Annotated in this window: 23 protein-coding genes and 1 pseudogene; 15 read left to right on the top strand and 9 right to left on the bottom strand. The window is 59.8% G+C overall.

Features of this window, described 5'->3' with window-relative positions; genetic code table 11:
* Positions 1-91: 91 nt before the first annotated feature.
* The 13 genes and pseudogenes from AB4N43_RS02135 (at position 92) to AB4N43_RS02075 (ending at position 16,475) form a co-directional block, all read left to right on the top strand.
* Complete coding sequence (locus tag AB4N43_RS02135) at positions 92-1,396, top strand: MFS transporter (protein WP_222586728.1); 1,305 nt, start codon at positions 92-94, stop codon at positions 1,394-1,396.
* The gene (locus tag AB4N43_RS02130; RefSeq protein WP_452626597.1) at positions 1,374-2,771 is read left to right on the top strand and encodes a NarK family nitrate/nitrite MFS transporter; all 1,398 of its coding nucleotides are present in this window, start codon (positions 1,374-1,376) and stop codon (positions 2,769-2,771) included. Before AB4N43_RS02135 ends, AB4N43_RS02130 begins: the two co-directional genes overlap by 23 nt.
* A 69-nt stretch (positions 2,772-2,840) precedes the next feature.
* Positions 2,841-6,614, top strand: coding sequence for a nitrate reductase subunit alpha (locus AB4N43_RS02125; protein ID WP_222586726.1), 3,774 nt, complete (start codon positions 2,841-2,843; stop codon positions 6,612-6,614).
* Position 6,615: 1 nt separating this feature from the next.
* Entirely contained in the window at positions 6,616-8,154 is a 1,539-nt protein-coding gene (gene narH / locus AB4N43_RS02120; RefSeq protein ID WP_046047388.1) for a nitrate reductase subunit beta, read from the top strand.
* A 2-nt stretch (positions 8,155-8,156) separates the two neighbouring features.
* Entirely contained in the window at positions 8,157-8,912 is a 756-nt protein-coding gene (gene narJ, locus AB4N43_RS02115) for a nitrate reductase molybdenum cofactor assembly chaperone (protein WP_282482947.1), read from the top strand.
* Positions 8,905-9,585, top strand: coding sequence for a respiratory nitrate reductase subunit gamma (narI, locus tag AB4N43_RS02110; protein WP_222586724.1), 681 nt, complete (start codon positions 8,905-8,907; stop codon positions 9,583-9,585). The genes narJ and narI overlap by 8 nt, the downstream gene beginning before the upstream one ends.
* Positions 9,586-9,595: 10 nt before the next feature.
* The gene (locus tag AB4N43_RS02105) at positions 9,596-10,555 is read left to right on the top strand and encodes a peptidylprolyl isomerase (RefSeq protein ID WP_460153007.1); all 960 of its coding nucleotides are present in this window, start codon (positions 9,596-9,598) and stop codon (positions 10,553-10,555) included.
* Between the two features lie 25 nt (positions 10,556-10,580).
* Entirely contained in the window at positions 10,581-11,573 is a 993-nt protein-coding gene (moaA, locus tag AB4N43_RS02100; RefSeq protein ID WP_222586722.1) for a GTP 3',8-cyclase MoaA, read from the top strand.
* A gap of 281 nt (positions 11,574-11,854) precedes the next feature.
* Complete coding sequence (locus AB4N43_RS02095) at positions 11,855-13,870, top strand: ribonucleoside triphosphate reductase (protein ID WP_348126044.1); 2,016 nt, start codon at positions 11,855-11,857, stop codon at positions 13,868-13,870.
* Positions 13,871-13,902: 32 nt separating this feature from the next.
* Positions 13,903-14,070, top strand: a complete 168-nt coding sequence (gene nrdD, locus AB4N43_RS02090; protein ID WP_017338867.1) for an anaerobic ribonucleoside-triphosphate reductase — start codon at positions 13,903-13,905, stop codon at positions 14,068-14,070.
* Positions 14,067-14,762, top strand: coding sequence for an anaerobic ribonucleoside-triphosphate reductase activating protein (locus AB4N43_RS02085; protein WP_222586720.1), 696 nt, complete (start codon positions 14,067-14,069; stop codon positions 14,760-14,762). The genes nrdD and AB4N43_RS02085 overlap by 4 nt, the downstream gene beginning before the upstream one ends.
* Before the next feature lie 51 nt (positions 14,763-14,813).
* Positions 14,814-15,329, top strand: a pseudogene (locus tag AB4N43_RS02080) (MCP four helix bundle domain-containing protein); the annotation flags it as partial.
* A 9-nt stretch (positions 15,330-15,338) separates the two neighbouring features.
* On the top strand, positions 15,339-16,475 hold the full coding sequence (locus AB4N43_RS02075; RefSeq protein ID WP_460154195.1) for a methyl-accepting chemotaxis protein: 1,137 nt from the start codon (positions 15,339-15,341) through the stop codon (positions 16,473-16,475).
* Between the two features lie 33 nt (positions 16,476-16,508).
* On the opposite strand, the gene AB4N43_RS02070 is transcribed toward AB4N43_RS02075, so the two are convergent.
* The 5 genes from AB4N43_RS02070 to AB4N43_RS02050 all read right to left on the bottom strand — a co-directional run bounded on the left by AB4N43_RS02070 (position 16,509) and on the right by AB4N43_RS02050 (position 20,051).
* Positions 16,509-17,888: a 4Fe-4S binding protein gene (locus AB4N43_RS02070; protein WP_348126039.1), complete on the bottom strand. Its 1,380-nt coding sequence runs from the start codon at positions 17,886-17,888 to the stop codon at positions 16,509-16,511.
* A complete protein-coding gene (locus AB4N43_RS02065) occupies positions 17,876-18,730 on the bottom strand; it encodes an FTR1 family iron permease (protein WP_046027244.1) in 855 nt (284 codons plus the stop codon). Before AB4N43_RS02065 ends, AB4N43_RS02070 begins: the two co-directional genes overlap by 13 nt.
* A gap of 22 nt (positions 18,731-18,752) precedes the next feature.
* Positions 18,753-19,085: a cupredoxin domain-containing protein gene (locus AB4N43_RS02060; protein ID WP_046027245.1), complete on the bottom strand. Its 333-nt coding sequence runs from the start codon at positions 19,083-19,085 to the stop codon at positions 18,753-18,755.
* A complete protein-coding gene (locus AB4N43_RS02055) occupies positions 19,086-19,616 on the bottom strand; it encodes an iron transporter (protein WP_046027246.1) in 531 nt (176 codons plus the stop codon).
* An 87-nt stretch (positions 19,617-19,703) separates the two neighbouring features.
* Complete coding sequence (locus tag AB4N43_RS02050) at positions 19,704-20,051, bottom strand: hypothetical protein (protein WP_046027247.1); 348 nt, start codon at positions 20,049-20,051, stop codon at positions 19,704-19,706.
* Positions 20,052-20,202: 151 nt separating this feature from the next.
* On the opposite strand from AB4N43_RS02050, the gene AB4N43_RS02045 reads away from it, so the two are divergent.
* On the top strand, positions 20,203-20,442 hold the full coding sequence (locus AB4N43_RS02045) for a DUF3079 domain-containing protein (protein WP_046027248.1): 240 nt from the start codon (positions 20,203-20,205) through the stop codon (positions 20,440-20,442).
* Here AB4N43_RS02045 and AB4N43_RS02040 read toward each other — a convergent pair.
* A complete protein-coding gene (locus AB4N43_RS02040; protein WP_185752248.1) occupies positions 20,430-20,588 on the bottom strand; it encodes a hypothetical protein in 159 nt (52 codons plus the stop codon). The two genes, AB4N43_RS02045 and AB4N43_RS02040, sit on opposite strands and share 13 nt — an antisense overlap.
* Positions 20,589-20,638: 50 nt before the next feature.
* Between AB4N43_RS02040 and AB4N43_RS02035 the strand changes: the two genes are divergently transcribed.
* A complete protein-coding gene (locus tag AB4N43_RS02035) occupies positions 20,639-21,109 on the top strand; it encodes a CHAD domain-containing protein (RefSeq protein WP_460153002.1) in 471 nt (156 codons plus the stop codon).
* Here the strand turns inward: AB4N43_RS02035 and AB4N43_RS02030 are convergent.
* Genes AB4N43_RS02030 through AB4N43_RS02020 form a run of 3 tightly spaced genes read right to left on the bottom strand, consistent with a single transcriptional unit; the run spans position 21,004 to position 25,211 of the window.
* Positions 21,004-23,025: a nitric oxide reductase activation protein NorD gene (locus AB4N43_RS02030; protein WP_310348238.1), complete on the bottom strand. Its 2,022-nt coding sequence runs from the start codon at positions 23,023-23,025 to the stop codon at positions 21,004-21,006. The genes AB4N43_RS02035 and AB4N43_RS02030 overlap by 106 nt on opposite strands.
* Positions 23,026-23,841: a CbbQ/NirQ/NorQ/GpvN family protein gene (locus AB4N43_RS02025; protein ID WP_080942983.1), complete on the bottom strand. Its 816-nt coding sequence runs from the start codon at positions 23,839-23,841 to the stop codon at positions 23,026-23,028.
* The gene (locus AB4N43_RS02020) at positions 23,841-25,211 is read right to left on the bottom strand and encodes a cbb3-type cytochrome c oxidase subunit I (protein ID WP_460153001.1); all 1,371 of its coding nucleotides are present in this window, start codon (positions 25,209-25,211) and stop codon (positions 23,841-23,843) included. The genes AB4N43_RS02025 and AB4N43_RS02020 overlap by 1 nt, the downstream gene beginning before the upstream one ends.
* Positions 25,212-25,225 lie beyond the last annotated feature (14 nt).

The following is a 25,225-nucleotide window of genomic DNA, read 5'->3' as shown; positions in this document are numbered from 1 at the left end:
ATGCCCCCTAGGGCTTCGTTGACATGGATCAAGTTTTTGCGGGGTTCGCCTCTCTAGTCTGCCGCCATGGCTAATTGATTGGAGAGCATTTGTGAACCAACCGCGTGTACGACAAGGCTTGGTGCTGGGCATGAGCACGCTGGCCTTCACTATGTGTTTCATGGTCTGGATGATGTTTGCCGTGCTCGGTGTACCGATCAAGGACCTTCTCCAGCTCAACGAAACTCAGTTCGGCCTGCTGGCCGCGACCCCGGTCCTGACCGGCTCGCTGGTGCGGTTGCCACTGGGCCTGCTGACCGACCGCTTTGGCGGGCGCAGTGTGTTCTTCCTGCTGATGCTGGCCTGCGTGACGCCGCTGTACCTGATCAGTCACGCCACCGCCTACTGGCAGTTCCTGGTGCTGGGCTTGTTCGTCGGCCTGGCCGGCGGCTCGTTCTCGGTCGGGATCGCCTACGTCGCCAAATGGTTCGACAAAGAGAACCAGGGCTTCGCGATGGGCATCTTCGGCGCCGGTAACGCCGGAGCTGCGGTGACCAAGTTTCTCGCCCCGGCGCTGATCGCTGCTGGCAGCTGGCAGCTGGTGCCGAAAGTCTTCAGCGCGATCCTCTTTATTACTGCGTTGTTGTTCTGGTTCCTCAGCGCCGAAAACAAGGACCACCGCAGTGCTACCGGCGCCACCTTGCGTGAGCAACTGAGCTCGCTGAAGGACCCAGCGGTGTGGCGCTATTGCCAGTACTACTCGATCGTCTTCGGTGGTTATGTCGCCCTCGCGCTGTGGATGACCAAGTACTACGTGCAGGAATACGGTTTCAGCCTGCAAAGCGCGGCGTTGCTGGCGGCCTGTTTCTCCCTGCCTGGCGGCGTGCTGCGCGCGGTCGGCGGCTGGATGTCGGATCGCTGGGGTGCGCAAAGCGTGACCTGGTGGGTGTTGTGGGTCAGCTGGATCTGCCTGTTCCTGCTCTCGTATCCGCAAACCCAACTGCAAGTGCAAACGATCAACGGCCCGGTGGATTTCCACATCGGCCTCAATCCCGCGCTGTTCACCGTGCTGCTGTTCGTCATGGGCATCGCCTTCGCGTTCGGCAAGGCCTCGGTCTTCAAGTACATCGCCAACGACTACCCGAAAAACATGGGCGCGGTGTCCGGCATCGTCGGCCTCGCCGGTGGCCTGGGCGGGTTCGTGCTGCCAATCCTGTTCGGCGCCCTGGTGGACCTCACCGGCGTGCGCTCTTCCTGCTTCATGTTGATGTACGGCGTGGTCTGGGTCTCCCTCACCTGGATGTACTTCAGCGAAATACGCAAAAGCGCGGTGCTGGGTAAAACGCCGCTGCTGACCCCGTCCCCGATTTCCAGCATTGCCCTAGGAGAAGAACATGTCCGTTCTGCAAAAGCCTGACAAAGGCCCGGTCATTCATGACTGGCGCCCCGAGGACCCAGCGTTCTGGGGACGTAGCGGCAAACAGACCGCCACGCGCAACTTGTGGATTTCCATTCCTGCGCTGCTGCTGGCCTTTGCGGTGTGGATGGTCTGGAGCACGGTGATCGTGCGCTTGAACGCCATCGGTTTCACCTTCACCACCGACCAGCTGTTCTGGCTGGCGGCGTTGCCGGGGCTGTCCGGGGCGACTTTGCGCGTCTTCTATTCCTTTATGGTGCCGATCTTCGGTGGCCGTCGCTGGACCGCCCTGAGCACCGCGTCACTGTTGTTGCCCTCTATCTGGATGGGCTTCGCCGTGCAGGACCCGAGTACCTCCTACAGCGTGTTCGTGTTGATTGCCTTGCTCTGCGGTTTTGGCGGCGGCAACTTCGCGTCGAGCATGTCCAACATCAGTTTCTTCTATCCCAAGTCGCAGCAGGGCACGGCCCTTGGCCTCAACGCCGGGCTGGGTAACCTGGGCGTCTCGGTGATGCAGTTCTGTGTGCCGCTGGTGATTACCTTTGGCGTGTTCGGTTTCATGGGCGGTAAGCCTCAAGCCCTGCCGGACGGCGGTCAGTTGTGGTTGCAGAACGCCGGTTTCATCTGGGTGCCGTTTATTGTCCTGGTGACGGTGCTGGCCTGGTTCGGCATGAATGATTTGTCCAGTGCCCGCGCTTCTTTCAGCGAGCAGGCGGTGATCTTCAAACGCAAACACAACTGGCTGATGTGCTGGTTGTACCTGGCGACCTTCGGTTCGTTCATCGGTTTCTCCGCCGCGTTTCCGCTGCTGATCAAAACCTCGTTCCCTGATGTCATCGCTTTGAAATTCGCCTTCCTCGGCCCGTTGGTCGGTGCGCTGGTACGCCCATTGGGCGGCTGGCTGGCGGACAAGCTTGGCGGCGCGAAAGTGACCTTGTGGAACTTCGTGCTGATGATCGTGATGGTCTTTGGCGTGTTGCACTTCCTGCCGCAAAACGGCACAGGCGGCAACTTCTACGGCTTCCTCGGCATGTTCATGCTGCTGTTCATTACCACTGGCATCGGCAACGGCTCCACCTTCCGCATGATCCCGGTGATCTTCCGCACCCAGCATGAAAAAGCCTCGGCCGGAAAACCACCCGCCGTGCGCGAACAAGCGCTGAAAAATGCCGGTAAAGAGTCAGCCGCGGTCCTGGGCTTCAGTTCGGCCATGGGCGCCTTCGGTGCGTTCTTCATTCCCAAATCCTTCGGCACTTCGATGGCCCAGACCGGCGGCCCGGAGATGGCCTTCTACATGTTCGTCGGCTTTTACCTGAGCTGCATCGTCGTGACCTGGTGGTGGTACGCGCGCAAAGGCGCCGCGACACCCTGCTGAGTCGAACCGAATCTAACCATTGCGTGGGCGGGGCACAGACTCCGCGACAAAGCCTGAGAGGACTACACCGTGAGTCATTTACTGGATCAATTGCGGTTTTTCAATCGCAAGCAAAACGAGTTTTCCGACGGTCATGGCGAGACCCGCAAAGAGTCTCGCGACTGGGAGAACGTTTACCGTTCACGCTGGCAGTACGACAAGATCGTGCGCTCCACCCACGGGGTGAACTGCACCGGCTCCTGCTCGTGGAAGATCTACGTCAAGAACGGCCTGATCACCTGGGAAACCCAGCAGACCGATTACCCGCGTACCCGCAACGATCTGCCGAACCATGAGCCCCGTGGCTGCCCGCGTGGTGCCAGTTACAGCTGGTACATCTACAGCGCCAACCGGCTCAAGTACCCGAAAATTCGCAAGCCGTTGCTCAAGCTCTGGCGCGATGCGCGGCAAACCATGGCGCCGGTGGAAGCCTGGGCCAGTATTGTCGAGGACAAGGTCAAGGCCGACTCCTATAAAAGCAAACGCGGCATGGGTGGCTTCATTCGCTCCAACTGGGAGGAAGTCAACGAGATCATCGCTGCGTCCAACGTCTATACGATCAAGCAATACGGCCCTGACCGGATCGTCGGCTTCTCGCCGATCCCGGCCATGTCGATGGTCAGCTACGCCGCAGGGTCGCGTTACCTGTCGCTGATCGGCGGCGCCTGCCTGAGCTTTTATGACTGGTACTGCGACTTGCCACCGGCCTCGCCGATGGTCTGGGGCGAGCAGACCGACGTGCCGGAATCGGCCGACTGGTACAACTCCAACTACATCATTGCCTGGGGCTCCAACGTCCCGCAGACCCGTACCCCCGACGCGCACTTCTTTACCGAAGTCCGTTACAAGGGCACCAAGACTGTGGCGATCACCCCGGATTACTCGGAAGTCGCCAAGCTCACCGACCTGTGGCTGAACCCTAAACAAGGCACCGATGCGGCGCTGGCCCAGGCGTTCAACCATGTGATCTTCAAAGAATTTCACCTGGACAAACCGAGCGCCTATTTCACCGACTACGCCAAGCGCTTTACCGATTTGCCGGTGCTGGTGCTGCTCAAGCAAATGGTCGACAAGGCACCGGGCGCCGGTTACCAGCCGGACCGCTTCCTGCGCGCCAGCGACCTGACCGACAACCTTGGCCAGGAAAACAACCCGGAATGGAAAACCATCGCCCTGGATGTCAGCGGCGAACTGGTGTCCCCTCAGGGCTCCATCGGTTATCGCTGGGGCGAGAAGGGCAAGTGGAACATCCTGCCTCGTGAAGGCGGCGAAGGCCGTGAGATCGATCTGAAACTGAGTCTGATTGGCGATGACGTCGCCGAAGTGGCGTTCCCGTATTTTGCCGGCGAGTCCCACGAGCACTTCCAGCACGTGGCCGGCGATGCTGTGCAATACCGTCGCGTGCCGGTGCATAACGTGGTGCTGGCGGACGGAAGCGTGGCCAAAGTGGCCACCGTGTTCGACCTGTCGGCCGCCAACCTGGCGATCGATCGCGGCCTCGGTGGCGAAAACGTCGCCAAGGATTACGACGACGCCTCGGTGCCTGGCACCCCGGCGTGGCAGGAGCAGATCACCGGCGTCAGCCGTGAGAAAGCCATTCAGATTGCCCGTGAGTTCGCCGACAACGCCGACAAGACCAAGGGTCGCTCGATGATCATCGTCGGCGCGGCGATGAACCACTGGTACCACATGGACATGAACTACCGCGGGCTGATCAACATGCTCATGCTCTGCGGGTGTGTCGGCCAGACCGGTGGCGGTTGGGCGCACTACGTTGGCCAGGAAAAACTCCGTCCGCAATGCGGCTGGCTGCCATTGGCGTTCGGCCTGGACTGGAACCGTCCGCCTCGCCAAATGAACGGCACCAGCTTCTTCTACGCCCACAGTTCGCAGTGGCGTCACGAGAAAATGAGCATGCACGACGTGCTCTCGCCATTGGCCGATAAATCACAATTCCCCGAGCATGCGCTGGACTACAACATCCGCGCCGAACGCGCCGGCTGGTTGCCCAGCGCACCGCAACTCAACACTAACCCTTTGCACATTTGTCGCGACGCGGCTGCGGCCGGCATGGACCCGAAAGACTACGTGGTCAAGTCGTTGCAGGACGGTTCGCTGCGTTTTTCCTGCGAACAGCCGGACAGCCCGGTCAACTTCCCGCGCAACATGTTCATCTGGCGTTCCAACCTGCTGGGCTCCTCGGGCAAGGGCCACGAGTACATGCTCAAGTACCTGCTGGGCACCAAAAACGGTGTGATGAACGAAGACATCGGCCAGGTCGGCGACTGCAAACCCGAAGAAGCCGAATGGGTGGACGAGGGCGCCATCGGCAAGCTCGATCTGGTCACTACGCTGGACTTCCGCATGTCCTCGACCTGCGTCTATTCCGACATCGTGTTGCCGACCGCAACCTGGTACGAAAAAGACGACATGAACACCTCGGACATGCACCCGTTCATTCACCCGTTGTCGGCTGCCATCGACCCGGCGTGGGAATCGCGTTCCGACTGGGAAATCTACAAAGGCATCGCCAAGGCGTTTTCCAGTATGTCCGAAGGGCACCTGGGCGTTGAGAAGGACCTGGTGACCATCCCGCTGATGCACGACAGCGTCGGCGAATTGGCCCAACCGTTTGGCGGCACCGACTGGAAAAGCGCCGGCGTGGCACCGGAGCCAGGCAAAAACGCGCCGAATCTGCATGTGGTCGAGCGTGACTACCCGAACATCTACAAACAGTTCTCGTCCCTCGGGCCATTGCTGGAGAAACACGGCAACGGCGGCAAGGGCATCAACTGGAACACCGAAGACGAAGTGAAATTCCTCGGTGAACTCAATCACAAAGAAGGCGATGCCGGTATCAGCCAGGGTCGGCCGAAAATCGACACGGCCATCGACGCAGCTGAAGTGATTCTGTCCCTGGCGCCGGAAACCAACGGCCAGGTGGCGGTCAAGGCCTGGGCTGCACTGTCGGAATTCACCGGCATCGATCACAGCCACCTGGCGCTGTCCAAGGCCCACGAGGCCATCCGGTTCCGCGACATTCAGGCACAGCCGCGCAAAATCATTTCCAGCCCCACCTGGTCGGGTCTCGAAGACGATCACGTCAGCTACAACGCCGGCTACACCAACGTTCACGAAGGGATCCCATGGCGCACCATCACCGGTCGCCAGCAGTTCTACCAGGATCACCCGTGGATGCAGGCGTTCGGCGAACAACTGATGAGTTATCGGCCGCCGGTTAACACCCGCACCATTGAAGGGGTGAAAGGCAAGCGCAGTAACGGCCACAAGGAAATCGTCCTGAACTGGATCACCCCGCACCAGAAGTGGGGCATCCACAGCACCTACAGCGACAACCTGCTGATGCTGACCCTCAGCCGTGGCGGGCCGATTGTCTGGCTCTCGGAGAACGACGCGAAAAGCGCAGGCATCGAGGACAACGACTGGATCGAGTGCTTCAACATCAACGGTGCACTGACTGCCCGTGCGGTGGTCAGCCAACGGGTCAAGGACGGCATGGTGATGATGTACCACGCCCAGGAACGGATCGTGAACGTGCCCGGTTCGGAAACCACCAAGACCCGTGGCGGCCACCACAACTCGGTCACCCGAGTGGTGCTCAAACCGACCCACATGATCGGCGGCTATGCCCAGCAAGCCTACGGTTTCAACTATTACGGCACGGTCGGTTGCAACCGCGATGAATTCGTCGTGGTGCGCAAAATGTCCAAAGTCGACTGGCTCGATGGTTCAAGTGGCGATGACTTGCCGCGTCCACTGCCGACCGATATTGAGGAGAACTGAGATGAAGATTCGCTCACAAATCGGCATGGTTCTGAACCTGGACAAATGCATCGGTTGCCACACTTGTTCGATCACCTGCAAAAACGTCTGGACCAGCCGCGAAGGCATGGAATACGCCTGGTTCAACAACGTCGAATCGAAACCCGGGATCGGCTACCCGAAAGAATGGGAAAACCAGGACAAGTGGAAGGGTGGCTGGATCCGCAATGCCAACGGCACGATCAACCCGCGCATCGGCGGTAAATTCCGCGTGTTGGCGAACATTTTCGCTAACCCGGATCTGCCGAGCCTCGACGACTACTACGAACCGTTCGACTTCGATTACCAGCACCTGCACACCGCGCCGCTGGGCGAGCATCAACCCACCGCGCGCCCGCGTTCGCTGATCTCCGGCAAGCGCATGGAGAAAATCGAGTGGGGCCCGAACTGGGAAGAAATCCTCGGCACCGAATTCGCCAAGCGTCGCAAGGACAAGAACTTCGACAAGATCCAGGCGGACATTTACGGCGAGTACGAAAACACCTTCATGATGTATTTGCCGCGCCTGTGCGAGCACTGCCTCAACCCGACGTGCGCAGCGGCTTGCCCGAGCGGGGCGATCTACAAACGTGAAGAAGACGGCATCGTCCTGATTGACCAGGAGAAATGCCGTGGCTGGAGGATGTGCATCAGCGGCTGCCCGTACAAGAAGATCTATTTCAACTGGAAAAGCGGCAAGTCCGAGAAATGCATCTTCTGCTACCCGCGTATCGAAGCCGGGATGCCGACCGTTTGCGCGGAAACCTGCGTTGGGCGCATCCGCTACCTCGGTGTGCTGCTGTATGACGCCGATCGCATCAGCGAAGTGGCAAGCACCGCCAATGAGCAGGACCTGTACGAGAAACAACTGGAGATCTTCCTCGATCCAAATGACCCGGCGGTGATTCGTCAGGCTCTGGCCGATGGCGTCCCGCAGTCGGTGATCGATTCAGCCCAACGTTCCCCGGTCTACAAAATGGCTGTGGATTGGAAACTCGCACTGCCGCTGCACCCGGAATATCGCACCTTGCCGATGGTTTGGTACGTACCGCCGCTGTCGCCGATCCAGAACGCCGCCACTGCTGGCACCGTCGGTATGAACGGGGTGATCCCTGACGTCGACAGCCTGCGTATTCCACTGAAGTACCTGGCGAACCTGTTGACCGCGGGCGATGAAAAGCCGGTCAAGCGTGCGCTTAAACGCTTGCTGGCGATGCGCGCCTACAAACGTTCCGAGCAAGTCGACGGCGTTCAGGACCTGCAAGTGCTGGCGGATGTCGGCTTGAGCGTGGCCCAGGTCGAGGAGATGTATCGCTACCTGGCAATCGCCAACTACGAGGACCGCTTTGTTGTACCGAGCGCCCACCGTGAAGACGCCATGAGCGACGCCTTCGCTGAGCGTTCCGGGTGTGGTTTCAGTTTCGGCAGCGGCTGTAGCGGCAGCTCCGACACCAACATGTTCGGCGCCAAGAAAGCCAACCGCCGCGACATCCTGAAAACCGTCCAGTTGTGGGAGGAATGAGCATGCAAATTCTCAAAGTGATTTCGCTGCTGCTCGATTACCCGACCGAAACACTGATTGGTGGTCGCGACGAACTGGAGCAAGCGATCATCCAGTCACGGGAAATCAGCCCGACGCAGCGCGGTGCGTTGTTCGAATTGCTCGAGCTGATCTGCGCCAATGACCTGATGGACGGGCAGGAGCACTACGGTGCGCTGTTCGGTCGGGGGCGCTCGCTGTCGCTGCTGCTGTTTGAGCATGTGCACGGTGAATCCCGCGACCGTGGTCAGGCGATGGTCGACATGATGGCGCAATACGAAGAAGCCGGTTTTGCCATCGGCGTCAAAGAGCTGCCCGATTACATCCCGCTGTACCTGGAGTTCCTCTCCACCCGCGAAGACATCGAGGCCCGCGAGGGCCTGGCGGATGTTTCGCATTTGCTGGCCTTGCTCGCTGCACGTCTGGAAGAGCGCGAAAGCGCCTATGCCAGCTGCTTCCGGGCGCTGCTGCAAATTGCCGGGGCCGAGCCGCATCAAGTGGTCGCCGACCTGCGGGCGCAGGTCGCGGCGGAACCTCGCGACGACTCCCTCGAAGCCCTCGACAAGATCTGGGAAGAGGAGGCCGTGGACTTCCTCCAGGCTGAACAGCAGGACCGTTGCAGTTCGCTGCCAAGCGCACCGGGCAAGGCCCGTGAGGAAAGCGCGGTGCCGTTGCATTGGGTGGATTTTCAGCATGAAGGGTTGGCCGCCGTGCCAGCCAAGGAGGTAGGCAATGTCTAAATGGAACCTGTTGTTGTTCGGGGTCTATCCCTACGTCGCCCTGGCGATTTGCCTGATTGGCAGCTGGGCGCGCTTCGATCTGTCGCAGTACACCTGGAAGGCGGGCTCCAGCCAGATGCTCAATCAGCGCGGCATGCGCGTGGCGAGCAACTTCTTCCACATCGGTGTGTTGTTCGTGCTGGCGGGGCATTTCGTCGGCCTGCTGACCCCGGCGTCGATTTATCACCACGTGATCAGCACTGAGAACAAGCAGTTGCTGGCAATGGTCTCGGGCGGGCTCTTCGGTTTGTTATGCCTGATTGGCTTGCTGATGCTGGTTAACCGGCGGCTCAGTGATCCTCGGGTACGCGCCACCTCCAGTCCTTCGGACATCCTGGTGCTTCTGGTGTTGCTCGCGCAATTGCTGCTCGGTCTGCTGACCATCGTCGCGTCTACCGGGCACATGGATGGTTCGGTGATGGTGATGCTCGCCGATTGGGCGCAGAACACCGTGCTGTTGCGTCCGGTGGAAGCAGCGGCGTCCATCGAGCCGGTCGGGCTGATCTACAAGTTGCATGTGTTTCTCGGTTTGACCCTGTTTGTCCTGTTCCCCTTCACCCGTCTCGTACACATGATCAGCGCACCGATCTGGTACCTGGGGCGTCGTTATCAAATCGTTCGTCAGAAGTACTGAGGAGACAATCATGTCAGGTGGATGTGGATGTGGTGGTGGTAACGGGGGCAGCGGTGGCTGCGGTTCTTCAAAAAAAGCGGAGGCTGCTCTCGACATCGCGCCGGTCGCACAGGCGCAGTTTGAAGCCCTGCCGGTTGAGCCCGCAGGGGCCGATGACGCCCCGGCGCAGTTGATCGCCAGCAGTGAACAGGAGTGGCCGATCATCAGCGTCAACGAGGTGTCGATCACCCCGGAAGCGATGGCCCAGGAGCTGCAATATCACCCGGCCGAAAGCCGCGAGGAGGCGGTCTTCCTGGCCGCCAGGGCGCTGGTGATCCGCGAGTTGTTGCAGCAGCGCATCACCGAACTCGGCGTGTCGCTGGAAATCGGCGCCGGTGAAAACGAAGAAGAAGCGGCCACTCGCTTGCTGCTCGAACGTGAGGTGAAAGTGCCTCAGTGTGACGAGGAGTCGAGTCTGCGTTACTACGAAAACAATCGCGGGCGCTTCCACAGCGCGCCGTTGCTGGCGGTGCGGCACATCCTGCTCGAATGTGCACCAGACGATGTCGAGGCCCGCGAGCTTGCGCAGGGTCAGGCCGAAGTCCTGCTGCAGCAACTGGATGAGTTTCCCGGCAGTTTCGCCGAGCTGGCCGTGAAATATTCGGCCTGCCCGTCGAAGGCTCAGGGCGGTTCTCTGGGGCAGATCAGCAAGGGCCAGACCGTGCCTGAACTGGAACGTCAGCTGTTCACCTTGGCACCGGGCCTGGCCAGCAAACCGCTGGAAAGTCGTTACGGCTGGCATGTGATCAGTGTCGATCAGCGAATCGAAGGCATGCCGTTGCCCTTTGAAGTGGTGTCGACGGCGATCCGCACACAGTTGCAGCAAGGCGTCTGGCAGAAAGCGCTGGTGCAGTACCTGCAAACCCTGATCGGTGCTGCGGATATTCGCGGCATTCACTTGCAGGGCGCCGACTCACCGCTGGTGCAGTGAGCATCGAGGCAAACCGGGAGAAGTGATGAACGCTGTGATGCAGGATGGTTTTGGACGGCAGATCGATTATCTGCGGATGTCGGTGACGGACCGCTGTGATTTTCGCTGTGTGTATTGCATGGCGAAAAACATGACGTTCCTGCCGCGGCAGCAGGTGCTCACACTGGAGGAATTGCAGCGCTTGGCGACGCTGTTCGTTGGCCTGGGTGTACGCAAAATCCGTCTGACCGGCGGCGAGCCGCTGATCCGTCCCGGCATTGTCGGACTGTGCCGCAACATCGCCGCTTTACCCGGTTTGCGCGAACTGGTGATGACCAGCAACGGCTCGCAACTGGGCCGTCTGGCCCGGCCATTGGTCGACGCCGGGGTCAAGCGGATGAACATCAGCCTCGATAGCCTGGACGGACAGAAGTTTCGGGCGATCACCCGTAACGGCGATCTCGACCAGGTGCTCAACGGCATTGAAGCGGCGCGGGACGCTGGGTTCGAGCGGGTCAAACTCAACTGCGTGGTGATGAAGGGGCGCAACTTCGATGAAGTCCCGGCGTTGGTGCAGTACGCTATCGACCAGCGCATCGACATCAGTTTTATCGAAGAAATGCCTTTGGGCGACGTCGGTCGTTCCCGGGGCGAATCGTTCTGTTCCAGCGACGAAGTGCGCACGCTGATCACCAGCCAGCATCGGTTGCTCGACAGCACCGAAAACAGCGGCGGACCGGCGCGTTATGTGCGTCTGGAACGCCATTCTGATACCCGGATCGGTTTCATTTCGCCCAACAGCCACAACTTTTGTGGCAGCTGTAATCGGGTGCGGATGACTGTTGAAGGGAAGTTGTTGCTGTGCCTGGGGCAGGACGATGCTCTGGATTTGCGGGGATTGCTGCGGCGTTATCCACTGGATGACCAACCGGTGATCAATGCAGTCCAGCGGGCCCTGCGTGGCAAGCCACTGCGCCACGATTTCAGTCCCGACGGGGAGGTACAGATTGTCAGATTCATGAACATGAGTGGCGGTTGATCCCTAAAACACAGCAAATCAAATGTGGGAGCGAGCTTGCTCGCGATAGCGGTAGACCAGTCGACATCACTGTTGAATGTGCTGCAGTCATCGCGAGCAAGCTCGCTCCCACATTTGATTCTCGCTGGCCCAAGTGTTTTTTATCCACCCTGCATTCGGGCGTTTCTTTCGCCGGTAAATCTTGATATCGATCAATTGCAGATCAGCACTTTGTCCGTAGCCTTCACTGCATGTTGTGGTTTTAAGTTTGATCAAGTCTATATGTAGTGTCTGGAGGCCAAATGCAGAGCACGCTGATCGCAGTAGGATGTAACCGCTTGCACAAACGCGATGGCAGTCAGGTCGCCTTCGATGCCGACAAGATCCGTCAGGCATTGATCGCCGCCGGCAAGGCGACAGGGGAGTACGGCGAGGTTGAGGTTGAAGGCTTGCTTCAGGCGGTATTGGCCAGGCTCGAAGGGTTGCCAAGACTCCATGTCGAGCAAATCCAGGACCGTGTTGAACGGGTGTTGATGGACGCCGGTTTTTTCCTCGCCATGCGCGCCTACATCGTCTACCGCGAGCAGCACGGGCGCTTGCGCCGCGACCGCCGGACCATGGTCGAAGTGGCGACCTCGATGAACGAATACCTGGACCGTGAAGACTGGCGGGTCCAGGCCAACGCCAATCAGGGTTACTCATTGGGCGGACTGGTGTTGAACGTGTCGGGCAAGGTCACCGCCAACTACTGGCTGGACGAGGTGTACAGCGAGGCCATCGGCCAGGCTCACCGCGAGGCGGATTTGCATGTACACGACCTGGACATGCTCGCCGGTTACTGCGCCGGCTGGTCGCTGCGCACCCTGTTGCACGAAGGGCTCAACGGTGTGCCGGGGCGTGTCGAAGCCGGTCCGCCGAAGCACTTGAGTAGTGCCCTGGGGCAAATGGTGAATTTCCTCGGTACCCTGCAAAACGAATGGGCCGGCGCCCAGGCGTTCAGCTCGTTCGACACCTACCTGGCGCCCTATGTGCGCAAGGATCAGCTGAGTTTTCAGGAGGTACGCCAGGCGATTCAGGAGTTCATTTATAACCTCAACGTGCCTTCACGCTGGGGCACCCAGACGCCTTTCACCAACCTGACCTTCGACTGGGTGTGCCCGCAGGATTTGCGTGAGCAGATACCCGTCATCGGCGGTGAGGAAATGCCGTTTGCCTATGGTGACCTGCAAGTCGAAATGGAGCTGCTCAACCGCGCCTACATCGAGGTGATGCAGGCCGGCGATGCGAAAGGGCGGGTGTTCACCTTTCCGATCCCGACCTACAACATCACCCACGACTTTCCATGGGACAGTGAAAACGCCGACCGCCTGTTCGAGATGACTGCGCGTTACGGCCTGCCGTATTTCCAGAACTTCCTCAATTCGGACCTGCAACCCAATCAGGTGCGCTCGATGTGCTGCCGTTTGCAGCTGGATGTCCGCGAGTTGCTCAAGCGGGGCGGCGGCTTGTTCGGCTCGGCGGAGCAGACTGGATCGCTCGGCGTCGTGACCATCAACTGCGCGCGGCTCGGCTATGTGTTCAAGGGTGATACCAGCGGTTTACTGCAGCGTCTGGACACGCTGATGGAACTGGCGATGGAAAGCCTGGAGGTCAAGCGCAAGGTGATTCAGCACCACATGGATGCCGGTTTGTACCCGTACACCAAGCGTTACCTGGGCACCTTGCGCAACCATTTTTCCACCATAGGCCTCAACGGCATGCATGAAATGCTGCGCAATTTCACCGGCGACGAGGAGGGCATGCACACCGAGCACGGCCGGCAGTTTGCCCTGAAGATGCTCGATCATGTGCGTGCCACGTTACTGCGTTTCCAGGAAGAAACCGGTCACATGTACAACCTGGAAGCGACGCCGGCCGAGGGCACGACCTACCGCTTCGCCAAGGAAGACCTCAAGCGCTACCCCGACATTCTCCAGGCTGGCAGCGTGCAAGCGCCGTATTACACCAACTCCTCGCAACTGCCCGTGGGCTACACCGAAGACCCCTTCGAGGCCCTGGAACTTCAAGACGAGCTGCAATGCAAATACACCGGCGGCACGGTCTTGCACCTGTACATGGCCGAGCGGATTTCTTCGACCGAGGCCTGCAAGCAACTGGTGCGCAAAGCCCTTGGCCGCTTCCGCCTGCCGTACCTGACCGTGACCCCGACATTCTCCATCTGCCCGGTGCACGGCTACCTCGATGGCGAACATGAGTTCTGCCCGAAATGCGACGAGGTCCTGCTACTGCAAGAACAGAAGCTCGGCACCGTTCATTGATTTCGATCCACTCAACTGCAAGGAGCTTCACCATGACTGCATCGCAAACATTGCCCCAGGCTCAACGTCAACGCTGCGAAGTCTGGACCCGGGTGATGGGCTATCACCGCCCTGTGTCGGCGTTCAACCCGGGTAAACAGTCGGAGCACCGCGAGCGGGTGCACTTCACTGAAAGCGCGGCGCTGGCCGGGCGCCAATGAGTCGAACGCTTCGGGTCGGGGGCATGGTGCCCCTGACCACTATCGACTATCCGGGACAGCTCGCCTGCGTGTTGTTTTGCCAGGGTTGCGCCTGGCGTTGTCGTTACTGCCATAACCCGCAGTTGATCCCGCCTCGTGGCACAGACGAAGTGGATTGGCGGCGGGTGTTGGCGTTTCTGCAACGGCGTCAGGACCTGCTCGATGCGGTGGTGTTCAGTGGCGGCGAGCCGACCTTGCAGGACGGTTTGCTCGGCGCCATGGATGAAGTGCGGGCGATGGGATTTCGCATCGGTTTGCACAGCGCCGGCATCAAGCCCGCAGCGTTCGCCAAGGCACTGGCCGGGGCCGATTGGGTTGGTTTCGATGTCAAGGCGTTGCCCGAGGATTGCCAGGCGATCACCCGGGTCGAGGGCAGCGGAACGGCCAACTGGCGCAGCCTTGAGCATCTGCTGGCCAGCGGTGTCGACTACGAATGTCGCACCACGGTGCATTGGCATCTGTTCGAGCCGGCGCGTCTGCTGATCCTCGCCAAGCGCTTGAGCGAACTCGGCGTCAAACGCTTCGCCGTGCAGTTGGTTCGCACCGAGCGGATGTTCGATCCGCTGCTGCCGAGTGTTTCGGCACAAGCCTTGCTACCAGAGCTGTGGGAGGCCATGCGCGAGTTGTTTCCAGCCTTCGTGTTACGGGGGTAACAGAGGCTGAGGTTTAACGTTTAGCGGTGAGATCCACCATTAGGTTTTCAAATGCGCTGCCAATCGGCAGGTATCAAACGGGGAGCATTTGATATGGCCAAATTAACGACAGCACAACGTATCGTCATCGGCTTTGCCATCGCGCCGCTGGCATTGATGGGCATGGCGTTTTACGCGTTGCACGATCTGGCAACGCTCAAGGATCAGGCAGTGGTCATCGTCAAGCAGGACTGGCCGAAGATCGATCCGATCATGGTCATCTCCACCGGCGTGCGTGATAACGCCAGGAACACCCGGGATTTGCTGATCGATAAAGACAATCAGCAAGTGCAGCAATCGATCGACACCACCAAGAAACGGATCACTCAGGCACTCGAAACGCTCGAGCCGTTGTTCTATTTGCCCGAGGGCAAAACCGCTTATGCCGCGCTGAAGAAGAATCGCGAAGCCTACGTGGCGGCGTTCACTCAAGTGCAGGTGTTGATCCGGCAAGGTGCCTTCGATGACGCCATGGCACAACTGAAACAAAAGGTCGTGCCGGCCGAGCGCGAGGTTTATGGCAGCCTGGATCAGTTGATGGCGCTGCAAGGCAAAATATTCGCCGACCGGGAACAGTCTGCGCAGGAACTGTACAGCGATGCCCGACGCAATATGCTCGGGTTGTTTTTGTTCTGTGTGGCGCTGGTTATTGCTGCTGCGGTGATCGTCACGCGCAGTGTGACCCGTCCATTGGGCGGCGAGCCGGATGATGCCGCACGGTTTTTGAGTCAAATCGCTCAAGGTGATTTGACGATTCAGGTGCCCGTGAACTCAAGTGTTGGCGGCAGCGTGATGATGAACATGCATCAGATGCAGCAAAGTCTGAATGCCATGGTCAGGCACATCGCGACATCGGTGGACCAGGTGGCCAGCTCCTCCGAAGAACTGAGTGCGGTCAGCAGCCAAACCAGCAGTAACCTGCAATTGCAGGGGCTGGAGATCGAGCAGGCGGCCACCGCAGTGAACCAGATGACCGCGGCGGTCGATGAAGTGGCGCGCAATGCGGTAAGCACCTCCGAGGCCTCGCGGCAGTCCGAACAAACCGCGCAACGCGGGCGTGAGCAGGTTCAGGAAACCGTGGTTTCAATCGGCGCACTGGCCGATGGCGTCACCGACACCTCACAGCGCATCGAGCAACTGGCGGGCCGGGTGCAGGACATCAGCAAGGTGCTGGACGTGATTCGCAGCATCGCCGAGCAGACCAATTTGCTGGCCCTCAACGCCGCCATTGAAGCGGCCCGTGCCGGTGATGCCGGACGCGGTTTTGCCGTGGTCGCCGATGAAGTGCGCGCCCTGGCGCATCGCACTCAAGAGTCCACCCAGGAGATCGAGCAGATGATCGGCAACATTCGCCTCGATACCGGCCATGCGGTGACTGCCATGCAAAGCAGCAGCAACCTGGTTCGGGCCACCCTTGAAGTGGCGAAACGGTCGGGGGATGCACTGGATGAAATCACCCGGTCAATCTCACAGATCAACGAGCGCAACATGATGATTGCCAGTGCTACGGAAGAGCAGGCATTGGTGGCGCGGGAGGTGGATCGTAATCTGATGGGGATTCGCAACTTGTCCGAGCAGGTCTTGCTGGGGGCCCAGCATACTCACACGGCGGGTCACGATTTGGCGCAGATGGCCGGGGCGCTGCACCAGACGGTGGCGCGTTTTAAGGTCTAGGTAATTCGGGCTGGTGGTTGTGGATGAGGGCGCTCAGGACCAGCCCCAGAACTGCAACCACCAGCCGAACCCTACCAAGCCGATGGCGAGTAACAGGCAAGTGCTGCCAGCGCAGCGACGAGCCTGGGACAGGCCTTCGCGGTTAAGCCGTTTCCATCCCAGCAACAAGCTCCAGCCCATCGCGGCCAGTAACAGGCAGGCCCTGGCCGGTTGTACCCATTCCAGCAGCAGACCTTCGTAGCGCAGCAATTTCACCGTCGTGGCCGACAGCCCGAGAAACAATCCCGCACCACCCAAGGGCGTCAGTGTCAGCGCCAGGGGCCAATACAGTGCAGGATCTTGCGCCAGTCGCGCCGTCAGGCGCAGAAGGATCATCAACGCCGTGCCCAACACCATCGAACTCAAACTCAAGTAAGCGACGATGCTGAAACCGTCGAGCCAGCTGAAGCTGTCGTTGAGCTGTGGGTAATGGGTGAGCAGCCACCAGGGCGCGTTGTCTTGCAGCGCCCAGAGTTGGTCGTGCTCGACCAGCCATTCGGCGAGGGTTTGTTTGAGGACGACGAACCATGGGCTGACTGTCCACTGAAAGGCGCCCATCGCCAAGCCGATCACACCGAACAGCAATAGACGCGCGTCCCACGGTGAAAGCGTTTGCGCCGTTGCGTGAAGAATCTCCTGATTGCCGGAGCGGGCGATCAGTTGAACGGCACCGCGTTGGCCGCTGCAGCGTCCGCAGGCATGACAGTCACTTGCGCCTTGCATGCGACGAATATCGAGCAAGGGGGCGCAGTTGGGCGGCGGCAGGCGTGGTGCGGAGTTTTCCATCCAGCGTTGTTCGTCTACCTGAAAATGCACGGGCGCCAGACGGGCGAGCAGGGCGAAGACGCCGCTGACCGGGCACAGGTAACGGCACCAGACCCGCTTGCCCCGGGCGAACAGCAACCCGACGACGACTGCCGCGACCGTCGACCCGCCCAGAATCAACAGCGCCGCTTGAGCGTAGTCATAGACGCTGATCAATTGGCCGTAGAGGGTCGTCAGGCAGAACGCCAGGGTTGGCCAGCCGCCCCAGCGCAACCAGCGCGGTACACCCAAACCTTTGCCGTAATGGCTGGCCCATTCGCTGAGTGAGCCTTCCGGGCACAAAACGCCACACCAGAGTCGGCCGAATAGCACAATCGACAGCAGCACGAACGGCCACCAAATGCCCCAGAACAAAAACTGCGCGAACAGGGTCAGGTTGTCGAGTAGCCGTGCCTGGCTGTCCGGCAGCGGCAACACCGCCGGGATCACCAACAGCAACGCGTAGAACAGTACAACGGCCCACTGCACGGCACGAATGACGGGCGCGTGACGACGCATGCCGTCGCCCAGGCGTTGCAACCATCGATTGTGGCGACTCAGCTCAGGCATGGGGCTTTTTCCGCAGTACGTTGACGCAGCCAACCGCCGACGGCCAGCCAATAACCTGCCAGCACCAGTAACGTCATGCCGCTAGGTGTTGCTCGATAACCGGCGAAACCGGCTAGAAAACCACCCAACCCATGGCTGTCACTGAGCAAGGCACTGCTGTCCCAAAGCGCATCACCTACGAGGCTGTACATCACCTCCGGTAAATCCATGGCGAGTAATTGGCCGCCGATTCGCTCGGTGCCGCTGACCAGCAATGCCGCGCCGAGTACCAGCAAAACAGCTTCGCTGATGGCAAAGAATCGTTGCCACGAAATGAACCGGCGACTGCTGTGCAGCAGGGCAATGGTCAGCGCCGACAGTACCAGTCCCATTGCGCCACCGATGGCAAACAAACCGAGCTGCGGACCTCGCAACTGAGCACCGGCGCCATAGAGAAACACCACTGTTTCACTGCCTTCACGGCTGACGGCGAGCATGGCCAGCAGTAACAGACCTGCGCCACCTTGCCGGGCCAGGTGGCTATCGGCGTGTCGTTGTAAGTCGTGCTTGAGCGTGCGTCCGTGGCGGTGCATCCAGCCGACCATTTGCACAATGAGCAGGCTGGCCACCAGCGCGAGCGCGGCCTGGAACCATTCACTGGCTGAGCCGCTCATGGCCTCACCGGCAAACAGAATCAACACCGCCAGCAGGCCCGAAAGCATCAAACCCAGCACCACACCCGCCCACAAATACTTGGCCAGACGAACGCCCTGACTCTGCTGACTGAGCCAGGCCTGGAGAATGCCGATCACCAGCAGCGCCTCGACGCTTTCGCGCCAGACAATGAACATTGATTGATTCATGAAAACTCCGTGTTTGAACGGGTTATTTCGCGAGGATGCCGCCCTCGGGCAGTTGCGAATTGAACTCGTCGAAGAAGGGGTAGTGACCGGGCCTGAGGGGGTGAATGACCACGAAGGTCGTCACACCCGGCGACAGTACTTTTTCAACCCGCAGTGGCGTGCTCTCGAACTCGGCTGGCCCTTGGCCGATATTTTTGAGGACGATTTTGAAGCGCTGTCCGGCTGGAACCTCCAACAGGGCGGGGGAGAAGTGGCCATCGCTCAGGCTCAGCTCGTAGCTGGGTAACTCGGCATGAACCGTCAATGGCACCACTGCTCCGGCCAGCATCAGCCAGGCTATGTGCAGGCGCTTCATTCAATAACCGCCTTTTTTACCAATGCCGGCGTAGATGAACTCATAGTGCAATTCGCAGCGTTCAAACCATGGGGCTACGCCGGTTTCCTTATCGGTATGGCGGCCAAGGGACCCATGACCGCCGGGTGGCAGGACGGTGAAGGTCAGCTGATATTTGCCTGGGCCGAGCAGTTTTACATTGTCGCCATAGTGCGGACCGTCATTGGCGACCATGGCGTGGAAATCGCCTTTGAGTTCGTTCTCGTTGCCCTGTTTTTTCAGGTTGAACGAGACATTGAGGTAAGGCACGAAACTGCCTTCCTGAAAGCCCTGTCGATTGTCCGCCGTGGCGCGAATGTCGGCTTCCAGATGCACATCGGAATCCGCGGTGGCGCGCATCATGCCGGCAGGCGCCATCTCGATCGGCTGCAAATACACCGCCCCGACTTCCAGCCCCGGACACAACTGGGGTTCCCCGATCGGGTATTCCTTGGCCTGAGCCAACGGTGTGAGCAAGAGCAGGGCAAGCGAAAGCGACAAGGGGGTACGCATAATTTCTTCCTGGGCATTGACGAGTAGGAGCCCGAGTCTAGGAAGCTTTGCTGCGAACAATAATGATTAGTATCAAGTTTCGAGCAATTAAACCGATGGCTCGTCACGTTGGCGAAATCGCTGGGCGCGCTCGACGCTGTAGATCATCTGTTCGGCTGCGTGAATGGTCAACGGATGCTGAGTAAAGCCGGGTCTGGGGGAAATGTAGGTGGCCATCTCCCGGGCAACGGCGAGCTGGTGTTCCGAGCCTTCGGCCAGCAGGGCGATGACCAGGTTCTCCAGGGCAATCACTCGGACACGCAGATGAACCAGTTCGGCGTTCGTCAAGGCTGGCGGAGCGGCAAAAACTTCGTCATCGAGAGATGTTGCGGCGTTTTGGTTGTCCCAGGTCGACAGGGTTGGATGGCCGCTTGGGAAAGGATTTTTATTGAGCATGAGAAACGTCTCCAAGTTTATTCAGCCGTTAGCTTAGCCCCGGGATTACGAAGGAGGTGGTCGCCCGATGTCGATTCTTGATGTGTATCAAGGCTAGCTTTGCGCAAGGGCTGTAGGTTGGAAGAACGCCTCTCAATGATCGGAGATCGGCATGGCCAAGAACTTCCCCGTCAACCCCAAGCACCCCGAACGGATCTGTTGGGGGTGCGACCGGTATTGTCCGGCGAAGTCCCTGGCCTGCGGCAATGGCTCCGACCGTACGATGCATCCGGCCGAGCTGTTCGGCGAGGATTGGCATCTGCCTGGTGACTGGGGCCTCGAGACGCTCATCACTACAGACAAGCCGACGGAGGACGTAGCGGACCCCTCGACTGGCAGTCAGAGCGAGTAGCTGGTTGCTTGTCCGGGGTGGTTGTCCTGCACGCCGGCGATGAGGTGCAGTGGCATCTGTTGCGTATCAATGGACGGGACTTCCAGACTGCCCACAATTTGCAGGTGTCGCTCCCTCAGTTCGGCCGACTCTTCTGCCTTTGCCATAGCCATACTCGCGTGGTTCGCTGCGATTTCATTGAGTGAAGATGGAATCGATGCGGATCATCGCAACAGGTTTCGCAGGAAAGCAGAACACGCCGCCGCATTCTCTGCAGATCGACAGCTTGAATACTGCCGTGGATGACACTGGATTTGATCGACACGAGTTGAGAATCCTGGTCAAGCGGACTCGCTACCTCACGGAGGCTTTTCCCGAAATTTCACCGCTTTCGCGCAAAGCGGCGAGTTCTCTGAAAGCACTTCAATCGGCTTTAGGTTCCTGGCATGACCATTATAAATGGTGCCAAAAGGTGCTGATCGAATCTGATCTGCGTTCGTTGGAAAAAAATTGGCAGAGCTGCGCAGCCACTGGTTTCCTGTTGCCAACATCAACAGGCAAAAAAAGCCGTCTGAAGGGGGATCAAGCCATCACCAGCCTCTTGATCCATTCCAGCAGCGCGCTGGGCAACAGCTCCGGCCTGGGCAGTAAGACGTACTGCCGCAATCCGAACACTGCTGGTAGATAGTTCGCTGCCTGGCGGTCGATGGTCAAACAAAAAGGGTGCATGCCTTGTAGCTTGGCTTCGGTCACGGCTTGACGCATGTCTTCCACCCCATAGCGGCCTTCGTACTGGTCAATATCGTTCGGCTTGCCGTCGGAAAGTAGCAACAGGAGCCGGTGTGTGGCCGCTTCGCGCATCAGCAATGTGCTCGCGTGACGAATGGCAGCGCCAGCCCGGGTATAACGTTCCGGTTCGAGTGCGGCAATGCGCCGGCCGACTTCACTGCTGTAGCACTCATCGAATGCTTTCAGGGTGCGTATCGTGACACTTTGTGGCCCCTCGCCGGAAAACGCCAGCACGCTGTAAGGCTCGCCCAGGCTCTCCAGCGCCAGACAGACCAGCAGCAACGCCTCGCGCTCGACATCAATGACCCGGCGATGGCAGGACAGCCAGCTGTCAGTGGAGCCGCTGACGTCGATCAGCAACATGATCGCCATGTCGCGCCGGCCCCGGCGCTGGGTCTGATACAGCGCCTGCGGCATGCTCAGGCCGGCGCGGGCCTCGGCGCAACCGTCGATATACGCCTCCAGATCGATATCGTCGCCCTCCCATTGTTTGCGCAGCCTGACCCGTTGGGCCCGCAGGCTTTCGAATTGCCGGCGGATGGCATCGAGCACCGGACGGTGAGTCTCGAGGGTTCGCTCGACCCACTGCTGTGGGCCTGCCAGGGCAGGACACAGTTGCAGGGTTGCACCCGGATCACGGTAGACCTGCCGGCGGTAATCCCACTCGGGGTAGCTGATTGCGTTGCTGGCAAGATCCTGTGCACCGTGCTGAGCACGGGTCTGTGGCAGATCGTCAGACAGCAGCACTTCTTTCGTGGGACCGGCCGTGACCACCAGTCGGGCTTCCTCGAGTTCGGCCAATGACTCGGCAAAATCAGCCGCCGGGGTGTCGGTATCCCGGTCGGCAGGGCGCTGCATTCCCATGGGGTCTTCGGCCTTTTCCAGCGGTTCGGCGGGCTGCACCATCCACAGGCCTTGTTCCTGATCGTCGTCCTCGTCGGCACAGGCTGCACGCACATTTGGCTGGCGTTCAAGGCGTGCGCTGCGTGGCTGGGTGTCGGCGGTGTCGATTTCGCCGGGCAGCGTCGGGACCGCCCGTCGCGCCGACGGCTCGCGCAGATCGCCGGTCCAGGCATCGAGCAACAGCCAATTGGCACCGAGCTTGCGAGGTTCTTCGGCGGACATGAGGCGTGCCGCGAGGGTTGCTGAATGGCGCAGCGAGTCGGCCGTTTTGGCAGGTATCACCAGTCCCTCCAGAGGCTTGCCGCATTCACTGCTTAGCAGTAACCGAAGGAAGTTTTCCAGGGGCTGTCGTTGGCGGGGAAATGCGTGAAGAGGGGGGCGCATGGCAAATGCATGTTGACGCAACCCTTGGATCGATGCGGCCAGTCCCGGCAGCACTCGCACCAAATCGGTATCGGCAGCCCAGGCTTCGAGGAGCAGATAGACGCTGCGCTGCATCGGGTTGGCAAGGGTCGGCAGGGCGGCGGCGCTGCCTCTTTGCGCGCGCATCGCTTGTTGCAAGGCGAGGGTTCGATAACGTTCCCGCATGAGTGGAACATCATCGCTGCCCAGGTGCTCCGGCAGCCAGATAGACACACCATCGGTAGCCGGGATCGCGCTTTGCCGACAAGGTATTTCGCTACGCTGTAAAAGCCTTTTTAACAATGTGGGTGGCGAGGGTGGTTGCGCGACACGCAGCGAATAGTGGGTGTTGAACACCGCCTTGATCAGTAAGTCGAGGTGTTGTGCGACATCCCCTAGGGTGACGATTTTTGCAGGGGGCGAGGGTGCCTGGTGACGACGCCACAACGCATGTGCATACACCGTTGCGTGGCGTGCGACATCGGTGATGAGGTCCTCGGCTTCGGCCATCTAGATAAACGTCAGGTCGACGAGGTCGCGCATGGCCGCGACCAGTATCGCGTCATCGGACAGCGGCGAGATCAACGCGACCCGGCACGCGACGGGCGCAGCAATGCCGTGGGTGATCAGCCGCGCAGTGGCGATCAGCAGACGGGTACTAGGGACTTCCGCCAGGCCTCGGTCCTGCAAGGCACGTAGCCGCTGGGCGAGGGTGACTAAGGCGTGGGCGGTGGCGTAGTCGGTTCCACCCTCATGGATGATGATAGAGATTTCGCGCTCGGGCGGCGGGAAGTCAAAATCCAGCGCCACAAAGCGCTGTCGGGTACTCGGTTTCAAATCCTTGAGAATGCGTTGGTAGCCGGGGTTGTAGGAGACCACCAGTTGAAAATGTGGTGAGGCTTCGAGGATCTCGCCGATTTTGTCCAGCGGCAGAATGCGTCGGTGGTCGGTCAGCGGGTGCAGGACGACAATCGTGTCTTGCCGCGCTTCGACCACCTCGTCCAGGTAACAGATAGCGCCTTCGCGCACCGCTCGAGTCAGTGGGCCTTCCGTCCAATGGGTGCCCTGGTGACCGATCAAGAAACGCCCGACCAGGTCGCTGGCACTCAGATCGTCATGGCAGGAAATGGTGATCAACGGGCGTTTGAGGCGCCAGGCCATGTGTTCGACAAAACGGGTCTTGCCACACCCGGTGGGTCCTTTGAGCATGACGGCCAGTTGCTGCGCATGGCATTGCTCGAAAATCGCGACCTCGTCGCCGCTGGGCTGGTAATAGGGTTCAGCTTGCAGCGGTGCGGGTTCGGCGTGCATCAGCGAACGTTCCATCACAGCGCCGCGCCTGAGGCATGAGGTGTGGCCTGGACCGGATCGGCTTCATCGACATTGAAGTCCGGCGCATGGCGGAAAAACTCGAAGATGAACAGCCCCGCACCCAGGCTGAACATCGATGCTGTCGCCACCAGCATCAGGAAGTGCACCTGAATTTTCAGCTGCACGTCCAGGTAGCCCAGGCCGAGAATGCGCTCCAGGTACACCTGACCAATGCCCGCGGTGGCAAATGACAGGGTCATGCCGAACATGCCTCCCAACTGCAGCCAGAACGCCCAATAGCCGATACTGCTTTCCTCCACGGGACGACGGGTCAGGCCCGGCAGCGCATAGGTGATCATCGCCAGGACAATCATGGCGTAAGCACCATAGAAGGCTGCATGGCCATGCATGGCGGTAATCAGGGTGCCGTGGGTCCACTTGTTGACGTCGGGGAAGGTGTGAGCCAACCCCAGCAGGCCGGCACCGAACAGGGTGAACACGGCACTGCCCAAGGTCCAGTGCAAGGCCAGTTTGTTCGGGTGAGACAGGCCCGAGCGGCGCATCGCGTTGTAGGCATAGATCGCCATGCCGATCAGCGCCAATGGCTCTAGCGCACTGAAGAAGCCGCCCAGTGGCAGCCAGTAATGGGGAACGCCGATCCAGTAATAATGGTGTGCGGTGCCCAGAATGCCGGCAATAAACACCAGGCCGACGATGACGTACAGCCACTTCTCCATCACCTCGCGGTCAGCGCCGGACAGCCGGATCAGCAGATAGGCAAGAAAGCCGCCCTGGATCATCTCCCAAACGCCTTCGACCCACAGGTGGATGGTCCACCAGCGGTAATAGATCGACACCACGTAATTTTCATATTGCAGCAGCGCTGGCAGAAAGAGCACGGCGGCGCTGGCCAGGCCTAGCAGCAGGACGCCCTCGGTGGCGGTGAAGCGCCCGGCTTTCTTGATCGTCATGCCGATGTTGTAGAGAAACATCAGCATGCAAATCACGATCACGATCTTGTGAGGCAGCGGCTGTTCGAGCAGCTTGTTCCCGGTGCCATAACCGAACAGGTAACCAAGAACGGCGGTGACGCCCATGGCCGTCCACAACCCGAGCTGGATGTAGGCCAGTTTGGTGCTGTGCAACTCGCCACGGGATTCGTCCGGCACCATCCAGTAGGTCGCCCCCATGAACCCTGTCAGCACCCAGACGATCAACAGATTGGTGTGAATGGACTTGGTGACATCGAATGGCAAGAGGTTCAGCAGCGGGTCCGGCCCGAGGTATTTCGCCGCCGAGAGCAGGCCGAAGACCAGTTGCAGGCCAAACAACACCATGGCAACGGCGAAATACCAGTAGGCGACGGATTGAGATCTGTAGCGCATGGTCATCCCCTGCG

The organism is Pseudomonas sp. S2_B07 (assembly GCF_054668435.1).
Note: the sequence above shows the minus strand (reverse complement) of the source record. Positions and strands in the feature narration are given on the sequence as shown.

What these genes read in the sequence shown, in the direction of transcription:
- AB4N43_RS02060 (WP_046027245.1), bottom strand. Translation starts at nt 19,085, where the DNA reads ATGAAGCGCCTGCACATAGCCTGGCTGATGCTGGCCGGAGCAGTGGTG.
- AB4N43_RS02065 (WP_046027244.1), bottom strand. Translation starts at nt 18,730, where the DNA reads ATGAATCAATCAATGTTCATTGTCTGGCGCGAAAGCGTCGAGGCGCTG.
- AB4N43_RS02030 (WP_310348238.1), bottom strand. Translation starts at nt 23,025, where the DNA reads ATGGCCGAAGCCGAGGACCTCATCACCGATGTCGCACGCCACGCAACG.
- moaA (WP_222586722.1), top strand. Translation starts at nt 10,581, where the DNA reads ATGAACGCTGTGATGCAGGATGGTTTTGGACGGCAGATCGATTATCTG.
- AB4N43_RS02130 (WP_452626597.1), top strand. Translation starts at nt 1,374, where the DNA reads ATGTCCGTTCTGCAAAAGCCTGACAAAGGCCCGGTCATTCATGACTGG.
- narI (WP_222586724.1), top strand. Translation starts at nt 8,905, where the DNA reads ATGTCTAAATGGAACCTGTTGTTGTTCGGGGTCTATCCCTACGTCGCC.
- AB4N43_RS02025 (WP_080942983.1), bottom strand. Translation starts at nt 23,841, where the DNA reads ATGGAACGTTCGCTGATGCACGCCGAACCCGCACCGCTGCAAGCTGAA.
- nrdD (WP_017338867.1), top strand. Translation starts at nt 13,903, where the DNA reads ATGACTGCATCGCAAACATTGCCCCAGGCTCAACGTCAACGCTGCGAA.
- AB4N43_RS02020 (WP_460153001.1), bottom strand. Translation starts at nt 25,211, where the DNA reads ATGCGCTACAGATCTCAATCCGTCGCCTACTGGTATTTCGCCGTTGCC.
- narH (WP_046047388.1), top strand. Translation starts at nt 6,616, where the DNA reads ATGAAGATTCGCTCACAAATCGGCATGGTTCTGAACCTGGACAAATGC.
- AB4N43_RS02055 (WP_046027246.1), bottom strand. Translation starts at nt 19,616, where the DNA reads ATGCGTACCCCCTTGTCGCTTTCGCTTGCCCTGCTCTTGCTCACACCG.
- AB4N43_RS02105 (WP_460153007.1), top strand. Translation starts at nt 9,596, where the DNA reads ATGTCAGGTGGATGTGGATGTGGTGGTGGTAACGGGGGCAGCGGTGGC.
- AB4N43_RS02050 (WP_046027247.1), bottom strand. Translation starts at nt 20,051, where the DNA reads ATGCTCAATAAAAATCCTTTCCCAAGCGGCCATCCAACCCTGTCGACC.
- AB4N43_RS02085 (WP_222586720.1), top strand. Translation starts at nt 14,067, where the DNA reads ATGAGTCGAACGCTTCGGGTCGGGGGCATGGTGCCCCTGACCACTATC.
- AB4N43_RS02035 (WP_460153002.1), top strand. Translation starts at nt 20,639, where the DNA reads ATGCGGATCATCGCAACAGGTTTCGCAGGAAAGCAGAACACGCCGCCG.
- AB4N43_RS02045 (WP_046027248.1), top strand. Translation starts at nt 20,203, where the DNA reads ATGGCCAAGAACTTCCCCGTCAACCCCAAGCACCCCGAACGGATCTGT.
- AB4N43_RS02070 (WP_348126039.1), bottom strand. Translation starts at nt 17,888, where the DNA reads ATGCCTGAGCTGAGTCGCCACAATCGATGGTTGCAACGCCTGGGCGAC.
- narJ (WP_282482947.1), top strand. Translation starts at nt 8,157, where the DNA reads ATGCAAATTCTCAAAGTGATTTCGCTGCTGCTCGATTACCCGACCGAA.
- AB4N43_RS02075 (WP_460154195.1), top strand. Translation starts at nt 15,339, where the DNA reads ATGGCGCTGCAAGGCAAAATATTCGCCGACCGGGAACAGTCTGCGCAG.
- AB4N43_RS02040 (WP_185752248.1), bottom strand. Translation starts at nt 20,588, where the DNA reads ATGGCAAAGGCAGAAGAGTCGGCCGAACTGAGGGAGCGACACCTGCAA.
- AB4N43_RS02095 (WP_348126044.1), top strand. Translation starts at nt 11,855, where the DNA reads ATGCAGAGCACGCTGATCGCAGTAGGATGTAACCGCTTGCACAAACGC.